This is a genomic window from uncultured Serinicoccus sp. (genome assembly GCF_947487915.1).
Taxonomy (GTDB): Bacteria; Actinomycetota; Actinomycetes; order Actinomycetales; family Dermatophilaceae; genus Ornithinicoccus.
This window is the reverse complement of the sequence record NZ_CANKYH010000013.1, coordinates 21,105-35,388: the sequence shown is the minus strand read 5'-3', so window position 1 is coordinate 35,388 and position 14,284 is coordinate 21,105. Positions and strand designations below refer to the sequence as shown.

Genomic DNA, 14,284 nt, shown 5'->3' with positions numbered 1-14,284 from the left:
GGGTGGTGCGCTGCGCGCCCGGTCTGCCTCAGGCGGCCGCGAGCGAGCGCAGGACGTACTGGAGGATGCCGCCGCCGCGGTAGTAGTCCGCCTCGCCGGGGGTGTCGATGCGCACCACGGCGTCGAAGGTGACCGGGTCGCCCTCGTCCTTGGTCGCGGTGACCTGGACCGTCTTGGGGGTGGACCCGTCGTTGAGCGCCGTGACCCCGCTGATGTCGAAGGTCTCGGTGCCGTCCAGCCCCAGGCTCTCCGCGGTCTCGCCCTGGGGGAACTGCAGCGGCAGCACACCCATACCGATGAGGTTGGAGCGGTGGATGCGCTCGTAGGACTCGGCGATGACCGCCTTGACCCCGAGCAGACGGGTGCCCTTGGCCGCCCAGTCGCGCGAGGACCCCGAGCCGTACTCCTTGCCGGCGAGCACCACCAGCGGCGTGCCCTGCTCGGCGTAGGCCTGGGCCGCGTCGTAGATCGTCGTCTGCTCGCCGCCGTCGGTGAAGTCCCGGGTGAAGCCGCCCTCGACGCCGTCCAGCAGCTGGTTGCGCAGCCGGATGTTGGCGAACGTGCCGCGAATCATCACCTCGTGGTTGCCGCGCCGGGAGCCGTAGGAGTTGAAGTCCTTGCGGTCGATCCCGTGCTCGGAGAGGTACCTGCCCGCCGGGCTGTCGGCCTTGATGGACCCGGCCGGGCTGATGTGGTCGGTGGTGACCGAGTCGCCGAGCAGCGCCAGGACCCGGGCACCGGAGATGTCCTCGACGGGCTCGGGCTCGGCGCCCATGCCCTCGAAGTACGGGGGCTTGCGCACGTAGGTCGAGTCGTCGGCCCACTCGAAGGTGTCACCGTCGGGGGTGTCCAGCGACTGCCAGCGCTCGTCGCCGGCGAACACGTCGCTGTAGTCCTCGGTGAACATGTCGCGGCTGATGGACTCGGCGATGGTCCGCTCCACGTCCTCCGGCGCCGGCCAGATGTCCTCGAGGAAGACGTCCTTGCCGTCGGCGTCCTGGCCGAGCGGCTCGGTGGCGAAGTCGAAGTCCATCGTCCCGGCCAGGGCGTAGGCGATGACCAGCGGCGGGGACGCGAGGTAGTTCATCTTCACGTCCGGGTTGATCCGGCCCTCGAAGTTGCGGTTGCCCGAGAGCACCGAGGTGACCGCGAGGTCGTTGTCGTTGATCGCCTGGCTGATCTCCTCCACCAGCGGACCCGAGTTGCCGATGCACGTGGTGCAGCCGTAGCCCACCAGGTGGAAGCCGAGCTGCTCGAGGTAGGGCCACATGCCCGCCTTCTCGAAGTAGCCGGTCACCACCTTGGAGCCGGGCGCCATCGACGTCTTGACCCACGGCGGCACGGTCAGACCCACGTCCACGGCGTTCTTGGCGAGCATCGCGGCCGCCATCATCACCGAGGGGTTGGAGGTGTTGGTGCAGGAGGTGATCGAGGCGATGGCCACGATGCCGTGGTCGATCTCGAAGCCCTCGCCGTCGATCTCCACGTGCACCGGCTTGGAGGCCCGCTTCGAGCCGTTCTTCGGGCGTGCCGAGTGGAACGGCCTACCTGCCTCCGTGGCCTCGTCGCTCGCGTCGTGCGAGGGCGAGTCCGAGGCGGGGAAGGTCCCGTCGAGCTCGTCGTCCACGGGCGACATGGGGCTGCCGGTGTCATCGGCGTAGTTGGCCAGGTCCGCGCAGAACTGCTCCTTGGCCTGGGTCACCGCGATCCGGTCCTGGGGCCGCTTGGGTCCGGCGATGGAGGGGACCACGGTGGACAGGTCGAGCTCGAGGTACTCGCTGTAGCGGGCCTCGGCGTTGCCGGTGGGCTCCAACCACATGCCCTGCTCCTTGGCGTAGGCCTCCACCAGGGCGACCTGCTCCTCCGAGCGACCGGTCAGCCGCAGGTACTCCAGGGTGACCTCGTCGATCGGGAAGATCGCGCAGGTGGAACCGAACTCCGGGCTCATGTTGCCGATGGTGGCGCGGTTCGCCAGCGGCACCGCGCTCACCCCGTCACCGTAGAACTCGACGAACTTGCCGACCACCCCGTGCTCGCGCAGCATCTCGGTGATGGTGAGCACGACGTCGGTGGCGGTCGCGCCCGGGGGCACGGCTCCGGTGAGCTTGAAGCCGAGGACCCGGGGGATGAGCATCGAGACCGGCTGGCCGAGCATGGCGGCCTCCGCCTCGATGCCGCCGACGCCCCAGCCCAGCACGCCGAGCCCGTTGACCATGGTCGTGTGCGAGTCGGTCCCGACGCAGGTGTCGGGGTAGGCCTGCAGCGCCCCGTCGGTGCCGGACTCCCGGGTCATGACGGTCCGGGCGAGGTGCTCGATGTTGACCTGGTGGACGATGCCGGTGCCCGGGGGGACGACCTTGAAGTCCTCGAACGCCGTCTGCCCCCAGCGCAGGAACTGGTAGCGCTCCTCGTTGCGCTCGTACTCGATCTCCACGTTGCGCTCGAAGGCGTCGGGGCGGCCGAAGACGTCGATGATGACCGAGTGGTCGATGACGAGCTCGGCCGGGGCGAGCGGGTTGATCTTGGTCGGGTCGCCGCCGAGGTCGCCCATGGCCTCCCGCATGGTGGCCAGGTCGACGATGCACGGCACACCGGTGAAGTCCTGCATGATGACGCGCGCCGGGGTGAACTGGATCTCGGTGTCCGGCTCGGCGTCGGCGTCCCACCCGGCGAGGGCGTTGATGTGCTCGGCGGTGATGTTGGCGCCGTCCTCGGTGCGCAGGAGGTTCTCCAGGAGCACCTTGAGGGAGTAGGGCAGGGTGTCGGCGCCCTCCAGCCCACCGATCCGGTAGATCTCGTAGCTGGCCTCGCCCACCTCCAGCGTGCCCTTGGCCTCGAAGCTGTTCGGATTGGGGCTCAACGTGATCGCTCCTTCGCTGGCTGGCTATTTATCTTGACATCAAGATATCTCACCGTGGGTGGGGGACGCAACGAGGCGCGCCGCACCCGGTGCTCCCATCCTGCCCCACCACCCGCCGCTACGTCAGGTGGGGCGGGCGGGCTCAGGACAGCCCGTGCCGGCTCAGCGGTCCGACGAGCTCGCGCTCCTCGTAGGCCAGGTGCGACAGCAGGGTGTCCGTGAGCAGGTCGAGGGACCTCTGCACGCCTTCGAGGACCTCCGCGCCGGCGTGTCCGCTGCCGTCCTCGGCCACCAGCCGCACCAGCGCCCGGTCGAACTGCTCGAGCACGTCGTGGATGACCACGTGCTCCTCCTCCAGCCGGTCGAGCACCGCACCCAGTCCGGGCTCGACCCGGCGCAGGTGCGGGAAGACGCTGCGGTCCTCGAGGGTGTGGTGCCCGGTGACGATCCGGCAGTAGGACTCGCAGTAGGCGCCCAGCGTCCAGTTGTTCTGCCGCATCGTCATGGTGTTGACCACCGAGCGGGCCGCCCCGACGGTGAGGTGGCCGCGGCGCACCTGGTCCAGGACGTCGCGCACCTGGGCCAGCTCGCCGCGCAGCCCGTCGTGGATGTCCTTGAGGTGCTGGGCCTGCTCCGGGTACGGGCCCGGCGACCCGTCCGGGGCGACCGGACGGCTCGGCTCGTCCCAGGGCATCGCCGGCGAGAGCCGGTGCCCGTCGTCCGGCGTCGGCTCGACGGTATGCCCTCCGCTCCCCCGGGTGGCGTCGGCGCGCCCGGGGGCCGGCGCCTCCTGGGAGGTCGTCGCAGCCTCCGTCGGCACCTCCTGGGACGTCGTCGCAGCCCCCGTCGGCGCCTCCTGGGACGTCGTCGCCCGCCGGGCGCGCTCGGCCTCCACCAGCTCCCGGGTCGCCGGCGCCACCTCGGCGGCGAAGCGGCGCACCACGTCCGCGTCGTCGGTGCCGAGGACGTAGCTGCTCATCCCCACGGTCAGGGTGAGCTCGGCCAGCTGCTCGGCCCACTGCGCGGGGGTGCCGCGGAGGAACCCGCCGCCGGTGCCGAAGCGGCCGTTGATGTTGTAGATCCGCCGCACCGACCCGGGCGGACGCCCGGCCGCCAGCGCCGCCTCGTCCACCACCTCCGCGAGCGCGGGGAGGTCGGGCGGGTCGGCATACCCCATGCTGGGGACCCAGGCGTCGGCGACCCGGCCGGTGAGCCTCAGCATGCGCGGCTTGTAGGCCCCCAGCCAGATCGGGATGTCGTGGGCGGGGGCGGGGCCGGCGTGCAGCCCCTGCGCCCGGTAGTGCTCGCCGCGGAACCGCAGGGTGCCACCGGCCCAGAAGGCCCGGATGAGCTCCACCGCCTCGGCGAGCGCGTCGACCGCCTCCCCCGGCGAGCGGCGCGGGCCGCCCGCGGCCACGATGCCGTCCCAGAAGGCGCCGGCGCCCAGACCCAGCTCGACCCGCCCGTCGGTGAGCAGGTCCAGCGAGGCTGCGGCCTTGGCCAGCAGGACGGGCGGTCGCAGCGGCAGGCTGGCGACGTTGGGCGCCAGCCGGATGGTCGTCGTGCGGGCGCCGAGGACCGACAGCAGGGTCCACGTGTCGAGGAAGCCGTCCTGGTAGGGATGGTCTTGGACGGAGACCAGGTCCAGGCCCTCCACCTCGGCGACCTGCACGAGCCCGAGGAGCTCCGGTATGCGGTCGGCCGCGGGGGTCGGGAAGATCCCGAACTCCAGCTGCTGGTCCAGGTCGGGCACGAGGTCCTCCGTCAGCTCGGGGCCGGCGCCGGGCGCAGCAGCGCCAGGCACTCGACGTGGTGGGTCATGGGGAAGGCGTCGAGCACCCGGAGCGCGACCAGCTCCAGGCCCTCCTCGCGCGCGGTCGCCAGGTCGCGGGCGAGCGCGGCGGGGTCGCACGCGACGTAGACCACGGCCCGCGGCCGCAGGGCCGCCAGCGCCCGCACCACCTCGGCGCCCGCACCGCTGCGGGGCGGGTCGAGGACGACGACGTCCGCCGAGCCGTCCGCCGCGACGAGCCCGGCCAGCGCCTCCTCGGTCGGGCCCGCATGGGCCTGCGCCCACGGGTAGGGATCCAGGTGCCGCACGGCGGCGTCCGCCGCGACGGCGTCGGCCTCGACGGCCAGCACCTCGCCCGAGTCCCCCACGGCCTCGGCGAGCGGCACGGCGAAGAGCCCCACCCCGGCGTACAGGTCCAGCGCCCGCTCCCCCGGCTGCGGGTCGAGCCAGTCCAGCACCTGCTCGGTGAACTCCGACGCGGCGCCGGGGTGCACCTGCCAGAAGCCGCGCGCGGAGAGGCGGAACTCGTGCCCCCGCACTTTCTCGACCACCTCGGGCACCGGGCCGAGCGGTTCTGGGGTCCGGTGCGACCCGCGGCGGGAGGCGGGGCGGCGGCCCCGACGGCGGGGCGGGTCACCCGGCACGACCAGCGGCACGACCAGCGGGTCGCCGGCGCCGGGCGAGACCACGTCGAGCGCGCTCACCCGCGGGGCCGCCCGCCCGTGCCGGGTCGGCACGCGGGCCGCGTCCACGAGCGCCTGCGGGTCCTCGAACACCCCCGTCCCCACCACGCCCGGTGCGGCGATGAGGCAGTCGTCGACCGGCACCACCCGGTGCGAGCGGTGCGCCCTGAGCCCGGCGGCCACCCCGTCCCCGTCCCGGCGGGGGGCGAGGGCCACCTCCACCCGCGTGCGCCAGCGCAGGCCCGCGTCGTCGCCGGGCAGGGGCTCGCAGACCAGGCCCTCTGGTCCGGTGACCCGGGCCAGCTCCTCCTCCGTGCACCCCCCGACCCGGGTGAGCTGCTCGTGCACGACCGCCGCCTTGAGGCGACGCTGGGCAGCCAGGTCGGCGTGCTGCCAGTCGCACCCGCCGCAGCGGCCGGGCCCGGCGAAGGGGCAGGGCGGCGGCACGCGGTCAGGGGAGGCCTCGTGGACCTCGACGGCGTCGGCGCGCAGGAAGCGCCCTCCGCCCCCGCTGCCGGTGACGACGGCGCTCACCCGCTCCCCCGGCAGCGTGTGCCGGACGAAGACGACCTGCCCGTGGGGGGTGTCACCCACCCGGGCGACGCAGTGCCCTCCGTGTGCGACAGGGCCGACGTGCAGGTCGAGGACGTCCCCCACGGCGGGGGCCGGCCCCGCGTCGGGGACGGGCACCCTAGTGCCCCTGGCCCGGGTCGATCGCCGCGGTGCCGCTCGCCTCGTCCTGCGGCTGCGCAGCGGTGCGGCCGGTCGCCAGGATCCACCCCATGACCACCACGGCCAGCAGGTAGGCCGGCCAGCTGAGCACGATCTTGCTGATGCCCAGCCACGCCACCTCGCCGGCGAGGTAGAGCGGGAGCATCACGGCCACCCGCACCGCGAACAGCGCCACGAGGACCCAGGTGAGCCGGGCGCACACGGCCACCAGCCCGGGGTCGCGTCGCCAGGCGCCCGGACGCTCGGCGAACTGCGGATCGCCGACCGCCACGAGGAAGCCGACGAGCGGCCAGCGCAGCACGATGCTCAGCAGAGCCCCGACGCCGTAGAGGGCGCTGGCGAGGATGCCGGGCAGGAAGGCGTCCTGCGCCTCGCCGGAGCGGAGCGCGAAGAAGGCGGCGATGGCGGTCGCGAAGATCGCCGAGCCGAGGAAGCGCCACGACCCGCCGACGAAGAAGCCGCGGATCAGCGTGAGCACGACCAGCAGGGCCGCCGCGGCGACCACGGCCGGCCGAACGGCACCGGTGATGAGCCAGGTTGTGACGAAGGCGACCGTCGGCAGCGCGGTCTCCAGCGAGCCGTACCAGCCGCCGAGCGCCTCACCGATCCGGCGGCGGATCACCTGCTCGACGGTCTCCTCGGGGCTGGCGCCCGCCCCGACCTCCGGCGCCGGACGGCGCTCGGGGTCCTGGGGCGCGGTGGGAGAGGTCATCAGGTGAAGTCGGGGTTGCGGGGGGCCTGCGGGGCGTCCGTGGGCGCCGGCTCCGGCGCCCGGTGACGGGGCGGCTCGGCGGCATCGGTGGCCGCTGCGCCGCCCAGGCCCACGCCGGCGACCGAGGTCGCGTCGGTGGAGCCCCCGGCGGTCGGGGCCTTGTGCAGGGCGTCGGCCGCCGCGGCCCGGCGGGCCTGCGCCTGCTGCTCCCGGCGGGCCTCGGCCTCCTTGGCCACCGCCTCCGCGAAGCCCTTCGGGGGGGTGAGCGTCAGGACCTCACGGGGCGGGCGGGGCTCGTCACCGCGGTCGACGACGATCCGGCGCACGAAGGCGAGGATGCCGCGGGCCTGGTTGTCGTCGGAGGCCGCCGGGCCCCCGACGACGACGCGCAGGAACCACCGGGGCCCGTCGATCCCGAGGAAGCGGGCGGGCTGGTAGGCCACGCGCCCGTCCGGGGCGCGCCCGGGCATCCGGGCCCGCAGCTCCTTGCCCATGCGCCCCTCGACGGTCTCGGCCGCACCCCCGGAGTCGACCAGACCCCGGGCGATCTCGGCGCGCAGCTCGTCCCAGATGCCCTCGGTCCGCGGCGCGGCGAAGACCTGGACCTGCGCCTGCGAGGCGCCGAAGCCCAGGGTGGCGCCGATGACCCGGCCCGAGCCCTGCTCGATGTCCAGACGCATCTGCATGCCCTTGACGGACGGGATGCGCAGAGCCCCCAGGTCGATGCGGCCGTCCAGCTCGCGCCACTCGGAGATGTCGTAGGGGCCGTCCTCGTGCCGGACCCAGTCGCGGTCCACCCCGGGCTCACCCTCGGCCGGCTCGGGCCGCACGACGGCCTCGTCGCCGTCCTGGAGGTCGAGCAGCTCCTCGTCGCTGAGGCGGTTGGTCTTGCGTCGGCCAAAGAGTGCCACTGGTGGCTCACTCCTTCTGGGTCGGCCCGGCCGCGGCCGGGAGGGTGGTGGAGGTGCCCGTGTGCCCGTGCCCGCCGGCTCCACGCGGGGAGTCCGCCAGGTCGTCGACCACCGTGAAGACGGGCCGGACGACCTGCTGGACCACGAGCTGGGCGACGCGGTCGCCCCGGCGCAGGTGCACCGGCTCCTGGGGGTCGGTGTTGAGCAGGTTGACGAGGATCTCCCCGCGGTAGCCGGAGTCCACCGTCCCCGGGGCGTTGACGATGGTCAGGCCGTGCCGCGCGGCCAGCCCGGAGCGGGGGTGCACGAACGCGGCATACCCCTCCGGGACCGCGACGGCGACCCCCGTGCCCACCAGGACCCGCTCGCCCGGCCCGACCTGCACGTCCTCCCGCAGGTGCAGGTCGACCCCGGCGTCGCCGGGCCGGGCCTGGACCGGGACGGGGAGGTCCGGGTCCAGGCGGCGCAGGGCGACGGCGACGGTCTGGGGCTCGGGCTGCATCGTCACCGAGGGTAGTCCCCGGCCCGGTCCCGCACCGACCGTGGCGGCCGCACGGGACTCAGGCCGCGCACTCGGTGCAGACGGGCAGCCCTCCGACCTCCTTGGCCAGCTGGCTGCGGTGGTGCACCAGGAAGCACCGGGAGCAGGTGAACTCGTCCTGCTGCCGGGGCAGCACGTGCACCGACAGCTCCTCGTTGGACAGGTCCGCCCCCGGGAGCTCGAAGCCCTCGGCCTGCTCGGTCTCGTCGACGTCGACGCTGCCCGAGGACTTGTCGTTGCGCCGGGCCTTCAGCTCCTCGAGCGAGTCCTCGTTGAGCTCGTCGTCGTTCTTGCGTGGGGCGTCGTAATCAGTCGCCATCTCGCCTCTTTCACCTCTGAAGTCTCTCTCGTCGTGCGTGAACGCCGAGGCCTGCGATTTTGTGCCCGAGGCGGCCCAGCGCTCGCACGTGTCGCGCGGATTCTGCCCTATCGGCGCACGCGCCCGTGCACGGGTATGCCGTCAGTGCGGGTCCGCGCTGGTCAGGCGGACGATCTCGGCCCGCAGCAGCGGCTGCAGCACCGGGTTCGCGGCGACGACGAGGTCGGTGGATGCCGGGCTGCCCGGCTCGGCGCCCGAGGCGACCCCGCCCGCCTCGCCCAGGATGACGAGGCCGGCGGCGACGTCCCACGGATGGGTGCCGCGCTCGAAGTAGCCGTCCACGCGTCCGGCCGCCACGTGGCACAGGTCGAGCGCGGCGGCGCCCATGCGGCGGAGGTCCCGCACCCGGGGCAGCAGGTCGGCGACCACGGCCGACTGCCGCCGACGGACCTGCCGGTCGTAGGAGAAGCCGGTCGCCAGCAGGGCGCCGTCCAGCGTCGGCTGCCCGGCGACCGCGAGCGACCGGGTCCGGCCGCGCGAGGTGAGCCGGGCGCCGCCGCCGAGGTGGGCGTGGAAGACCTCGTCGGTGCGCGGGTTGACGACCGCCCCGGCGACCGGCGCCCAGGCACCGGGGGTGGTGGGGTCGCCCACGACCACGGCGACGGACACGGCATACGCCGGCAGGTCGTAGAGGTAGTTGACGGTGCCGTCGATGGGGTCGACGACCCAGCTCAACCCGGACGTGCCCTCGGTCAGCCCGTCCTCCTCGCCGAGGATGCCGTCGTCGGGGCGGGCCTGAGCCAACCGCTCGCGCAGCAGCGCCTCGGCGCGGGTGTCCATCTCGGTGACGACGTCGAGATCGGTGCTCTTGGTGTGCGCGACGCCGAGCCCGTCCGGGCGTTCGTCCCGGATGAGCGCGCCGACCTCGCCGACCAGGGCCACCGCGAGGTCCTCCAGGGCGGCCCGGGCGTCCGCGCCGACCGCGTCCGTGTCCGGCACCGCGGCACCGCCCTCCTCGGTGCCCGGCCCGCCCGGCATCAGTCGCTCCCGCAGGCGGCGGGCTTGGCCATCCTGAGGTTGGGGCAGCAACCCGGGCGGCAGATCGCCGGGCGCACCTCACCACCGGGCCACGTGGGGGTCGCGGCGTCCTCGCCACGCGCCTGCGCCGCCCGTTCCAGGGCGAGGTCGACCAGCCCCATGACGAACTCGGTGTCCGTGCCGACCGTGGGCACCCGCAGCAGGTCCATCCCCAGCTCCTCGGCGGTCTCGGCCGCCTCGGTGTCGAGGTCGAAGACGACCTCCATGTGGTCGGAGACGAAACCGATCGGCGCCAGGACGACGCCCTCGACGCCGCGCTCCTTGAGGACCCGGAGGTGGTCGTTGACGTCCGGCTCGAGCCAGGGCTGGCTGGGCGGTCCGGAGCGGGAGCAGTAGGTGAGGTCGTGCTCGACCTCGGTGCCGAGCGTCGCGGCGGTCTCCGCGGCGATGGCGGCGGACAGCTCGAGGTGCTGGCGGGAGTAGAGGTTGCCCTCGTCGTCCCCCGGGCCGGAGGTGTCGTCCATCGAGTTGGGCAGCGAGTGCGTCACGAAGACGAGGTGCGGCGCCACGCCGGTGGCCTCGTAACGCTGCCGGGCGGCCTCGCCGACGATGCGGGCGTTGGCCCCGGAGAAACCGGGGTGGTTCCAGTACTGCCGGATCTTGTCGACCTGCACCTCCTTGCCCTCCTCGCGCAGCTCGATCTGGGCGGCCGCGATGTCCTCGCGGTACTGCCGGCACGAGGAGTAGCACGAGTAGGCGCTCGTCGTCACCGACAGCAGCCGCGTCATGCCCTCGGCGTGGGCCTCCCGGAAGGCGTCGGCCAGGAACGGCTGTGAGTTGCGGTTGCCGAAGAGCACGGGGATCGTCAGCTCCCGTCGGGCCAGCTCGGCGCGGATCGCCTCGATGAGGGCGCGGTTCTGGTCGTTGATGGGGCTGCGGCCGCCGAAGTGCAGGTAGTGCTCGGCCACCTCCTCCAGTCGCTCGTCGGGGATCCCGCGGCCGCCGGTGACCCGGCGCAGGAAGGGCATGACCTCCTCGGGGGCCTCGGGTCCGCCGAAGGAGGTGAGCACGATGGCCTGGTAGGGGAAGAGGTCGTGCTCCTCGGTCTCCTCCAACGTCTCCTCGAGCTCGGCCACGACCTCGTCGGTGGCGGCGCGGTCCACGCTGCCGTCGGGAGCAGCGGCGCCGGGTGCCGACGCGACGGCGGGGTCGGTGGGGTCGGTGGGGTCGGCGAGCGGGTTGCTCATGCGGCTTCTCCTCGGGAGGGGATGGGGGTCGGGGCGTGCAGGTCGAAGACGATCGCGGCCACGCGGATGCCGAGCACCAGCAGCAGCGTGGCCCAGATGACGAGGTAGGACAGCCCGCCGAGCTCGGCCGCCACCACGACCACCGCGGCACCGAGCAGGGCGGGTACGGCATACAGGTCGCGGCGCAGGACCTCGGGCACCTGGCCGACGAGGACGTCGCGGATCATGCCGCCGCCGACCGCGGTGATGCCACCGACGAAGACCGCCGCCAGCGGGGGCGCGCCGAGCATGACGGCCTTGAGCGCGCCGGCGACGGCGAAGGTCGCCAGGCCGATCGCGTCGAGGTACTTCACCGACTGGCTGATGCGGTGCAGCCGCAGCTTGGGGCGGTGGCGGGAGAGGTCGACGAAGACGCCGTGGAAGGCGAAGACCACCAGGCCGGCCGCGAGGACGGTGACGACGTACCAGGGGTTGCTGATGCCGTCCGGGGGCACGTCGCCGAGGAACACGTCGCGGATGATGCCCCCGCCCAGACCGCTGACCCAGGCCAGCACGGCGACGCCGAAGAGGTCGAGGCGGGCGCGCACGGCCACCAGCCCGCCGGACAGCGCGAACACGAAGATGCCGACGAGATCGAGGGCGAGACGCACATCGGCGGAGGCGGCGATCATGACCTGCCCAGGGTATCCCGCGCGGCGTGCCCTCCCTCGTGCGGTCCTGGCTGGGTGGCAGAGTGGTCGACCATGCAGCAGCTCCAGTTCGTCGAGCTCGACGAGGGTGGTCGTCTGGTCCTCACGGACGACGACGGGACGCAGTATGCCGTCCGGGTCGACGACCGCCTGCGCGCCGCCCTGCGGCCGCGCCCACGGCAGGCGGAGGGCGGCGGCCGGGCCGGCCGCTCGGTGACCCCGCGCGACGTGCAGGCCATGATCCGCGCCGGTCAGCCGGCCGAGGACGTCGCCGGGTCCACCGGGTGGGAGCTGGAGCGGGTGCGCCGCTTCGAGGGGCCTGTGGTGGCTGAGCGCGAGCACGTCGTGGGCCTGGCCCAGCGCGCCCCGGTGCGGGCCAGCGGCCGCACCGACGGGTCGCACACCCTGGAGCGCCGGGTGCGCGAGCGGCTGCAGAGCCGCGGCGTGGACCTGACGGCCGTCAGCTGGGACGCCGCCCGGGGCGAGGCGCACGAGCCGTGGACGGTCATCGTCGCCTTCATGGCGGGCGGTCGCGAGCGACGGGGCGCCTGGCACTACGACGTCCGCTCGCGCTGGGTCGAGGCGCTGGACGACGAGGCCCGCTGGCTGAGCGAGGACGAGCAGTCCCTGCCCGGCGGGCTGGCCGGCCACCCTCTGCTCGGGGGCCACCACGGCGAGGACGAGGCGGCCGCCGACCTCATGGCCACCATGCGTGAGCGCCGCCAGCGGCGGGCCAAGGGCCGCCGGGGCGCGTCCCGGCGCACCCCGGAGGACCCGAGCCACGTGCCCGGTCAGCAGGAGATGCCGGACGAGGTGCTGCCGCTGGAGGACCTCCCCTACGACCCGGACACCATGGGCGACCCCCCGGCCGCCCACCCCCGCGGGTCGGCGCCCGAGGCGGCGGCGCCCGTCGGGCCGGACGAGGACGAGCTGTTCGCGGGCGGTGCCGAAGGTGGCGAGCCCGTCGACGACGCACCCGAGGGTCGGGCACCCGACGGTGAGGCACCCGACGGTGGGGGGCCGGACGAGGCACCCCTGGACGTCGGCGGGGATGTGCCGACCGAGGACACGCACGAGGCTGCGGCCGCTGCCGCACCGACCGAGCCCGAGGTCGTGCCCGAACCCGTGTCGCCGGAGGAGGCGCAGCGGGCGGTGGGCCGCTCTCCCGGTCGCCGGCGCCGGCGGCTGCGGCTGCCCTCCCTGAGCGCCGAGCAGCAGGAAAAGCAGCACGAGCCGGAGGGCAGCTTCGCCCGGACCCGCCACGACCCGCGCGAGGTCACCTTCGACGAGTTCTTCGGGATGGAGGACGACGAGGACGACCCCGGCGGGGGCATCTACACCCAGCCGGAGGTCCCGGCGGACGAGGGCGGCGTCCCCGAGGACACCGCCGAGGGCACCCCCGAGGACCTCACCCCCGAGGACACCGCCGACGAGGACACCGCCGACGAGGACACCCCCGAGGACCTCACCGACGAGGACGCCGCAGACGAGGCCCCTCGGGACGAGCTGGACGAGGCCCTGGAGGACGGGTCGGCCGACGCCGACGCCGACGCCCCTGATGCCCACGCCCCTGAGGCCGAGGTGTCGGCGGACGAGGTGCCGGAGGACTCCGTCGACCCCGAGACCACGACCGACGACGAGCCCGCCGAGCCCACAGCCGCCGAGGACGAGGACACAGCCTCCGAAGCCGGCGACCAGCCCACCGGGTCGGATGGCTCGGAGGCCGGGTCCGGCGAGGAGGCGAGCCCGACGAAGAGCGCGGGCCGCAAGGGCCGCACCAGCGTGCCGAGCTGGGACGACATCATGTTCGGTTCCCGCCCGCCCCGCGGCTGACCAGTCCCCCACGCCTGACCGGGGAAGTTGCGCCCCGGCAGCACGTCCACGGTCAGGCTGCCCCGGCGTCCACCTCCTGACCGGGGAAGTTGCGCCCCGGCAGCACGTCCACGGTTAGGACCGCGGCGGGGCGGCCTCGTTCACCGGTAGTGGGCACAGGTCGAGGTCGAAGGGCAGCAGCTCCGGGGACAGCGAGGCCGAACGGGCCGCCGCGGAGTTCATCCGGCGCATGTAGTGGCGTCGGCAGAGCACCTCGTACTCGACGACGCTGGCCACCGTCCCGTCCTGCTCACCGCCGTCAGCACCCCCGCCGTCAGCACCCCCGCCGTCAGCACCAGCGCCGTCCTCAGCATCGCCGTCCTCTCCCCCGCCGACGTCGCCCACGACCACCTGCTCGCCCTCGACCACCATGTGGCCGTCGACGACGCGGGCGTTGACCGTCGCGGGCTTGCCGCACCAGCACAGGGCGCGGACCTGCAGCTGCTCGGTGCGGTCGGCCAGCTCGATGAGCCGCCGGGAGCCGGGGAAGAGCTCGGTGCGGAAGTCCGCGGTGATGCCGAAGGCATACACGTCGATGCCCATCTCGTCGACCAGCCTCGCCAGCTGCTCGATCTGCACGGGACGGTAGAACTGAGCCTCGTCGCAGACGAGGTAGTCGACGGCCCGTCCGTTGGTGCGCTGCTGCACGACGAGGTCCCAGAAGTCCAGGTCGTCGTTGACCTCCAGAGCGTCCTTGGTCAGCCCGAGCCGCGAGGAGAGCACCGCGGCCCCCGACCGGTCGTGCTGGGTGAAGAGCAGCCCGCCGCGGCCCCGCTGGTGGTGCGTGTGGTCCATCTGCAGCGCCAGGGTCGACTTGCCGCAGTCCATCGTTCCGGTGAAGAAGACGAGCTCGGCCACCCCGGCAGTCTACGGAACGACCGGGGCGCC

At 73.8% G+C, this 14,284-nt stretch carries 12 protein-coding genes; 1 reads left to right on the top strand and 11 read right to left on the bottom strand.

Features of this window, described 5'->3' with window-relative positions:
• Positions 1-28: 28 nt before the first annotated feature.
• The 10 genes from Q0795_RS15675 to Q0795_RS15630 all read right to left on the bottom strand — a co-directional run bounded on the left by Q0795_RS15675 (position 29) and on the right by Q0795_RS15630 (position 11,506).
• Positions 29-2,860 carry an aconitate hydratase gene (locus tag Q0795_RS15675; RefSeq protein ID WP_298891225.1) on the bottom strand — a complete coding sequence of 944 codons (2,832 nt, stop codon included), beginning with the start codon at positions 2,858-2,860 and terminating at the stop codon, positions 29-31.
• Positions 2,861-3,002: 142 nt separating this feature from the next.
• Positions 3,003-4,664: an LLM class flavin-dependent oxidoreductase gene (locus Q0795_RS15670; RefSeq protein ID WP_298891223.1), complete on the bottom strand. Its 1,662-nt coding sequence runs from the start codon at positions 4,662-4,664 to the stop codon at positions 3,003-3,005.
• Positions 4,625-6,025, bottom strand: a complete 1,401-nt coding sequence (locus Q0795_RS15665) for a class I SAM-dependent RNA methyltransferase (protein WP_298891221.1) — start codon at positions 6,023-6,025, stop codon at positions 4,625-4,627. Before Q0795_RS15665 ends, Q0795_RS15670 begins: the two co-directional genes overlap by 40 nt.
• 1 nt (position 6,026) lies before the next feature.
• On the bottom strand, positions 6,027-6,779 hold the full coding sequence (locus Q0795_RS15660) for a DUF3159 domain-containing protein (RefSeq protein ID WP_298891219.1): 753 nt from the start codon (positions 6,777-6,779) through the stop codon (positions 6,027-6,029).
• Entirely contained in the window at positions 6,779-7,690 is a 912-nt protein-coding gene (locus tag Q0795_RS15655) for a DUF3710 domain-containing protein (RefSeq protein ID WP_298891217.1), read from the bottom strand. Before Q0795_RS15655 ends, Q0795_RS15660 begins: the two co-directional genes overlap by 1 nt.
• Positions 7,691-7,697: 7 nt before the next feature.
• Complete coding sequence (gene dut / locus Q0795_RS15650) at positions 7,698-8,192, bottom strand: dUTP diphosphatase (protein WP_298891215.1); 495 nt, start codon at positions 8,190-8,192, stop codon at positions 7,698-7,700.
• Between the two features lie 58 nt (positions 8,193-8,250).
• Positions 8,251-8,550 carry a DUF4193 domain-containing protein gene (locus tag Q0795_RS15645; protein WP_058891338.1) on the bottom strand — a complete coding sequence of 100 codons (300 nt, stop codon included), beginning with the start codon at positions 8,548-8,550 and terminating at the stop codon, positions 8,251-8,253.
• 141 nt (positions 8,551-8,691) lie between these two features.
• On the bottom strand, positions 8,692-9,588 hold the full coding sequence (locus tag Q0795_RS15640; RefSeq protein ID WP_298891214.1) for an inositol monophosphatase family protein: 897 nt from the start codon (positions 9,586-9,588) through the stop codon (positions 8,692-8,694).
• A complete protein-coding gene (locus tag Q0795_RS15635; protein WP_298891212.1) occupies positions 9,588-10,835 on the bottom strand; it encodes a ferrochelatase in 1,248 nt (415 codons plus the stop codon). The genes Q0795_RS15640 and Q0795_RS15635 overlap by 1 nt, the downstream gene beginning before the upstream one ends.
• Entirely contained in the window at positions 10,832-11,506 is a 675-nt protein-coding gene (locus Q0795_RS15630) for a trimeric intracellular cation channel family protein (protein WP_298891210.1), read from the bottom strand. Before Q0795_RS15630 ends, Q0795_RS15635 begins: the two co-directional genes overlap by 4 nt.
• A gap of 72 nt (positions 11,507-11,578) precedes the next feature.
• Between Q0795_RS15630 and sepH the strand changes: the two genes are divergently transcribed.
• Positions 11,579-13,357, top strand: coding sequence for a septation protein SepH (sepH, locus tag Q0795_RS15625; RefSeq protein ID WP_298891208.1), 1,779 nt, complete (start codon positions 11,579-11,581; stop codon positions 13,355-13,357).
• Positions 13,358-13,471: 114 nt separating this feature from the next.
• Here sepH and Q0795_RS15620 read toward each other — a convergent pair whose 3' ends face one another.
• Positions 13,472-14,254 carry a thymidine kinase gene (locus Q0795_RS15620; RefSeq protein WP_298891206.1) on the bottom strand — a complete coding sequence of 261 codons (783 nt, stop codon included), beginning with the start codon at positions 14,252-14,254 and terminating at the stop codon, positions 13,472-13,474.
• Between the last annotated feature and the right edge of the window lie 30 nt (positions 14,255-14,284).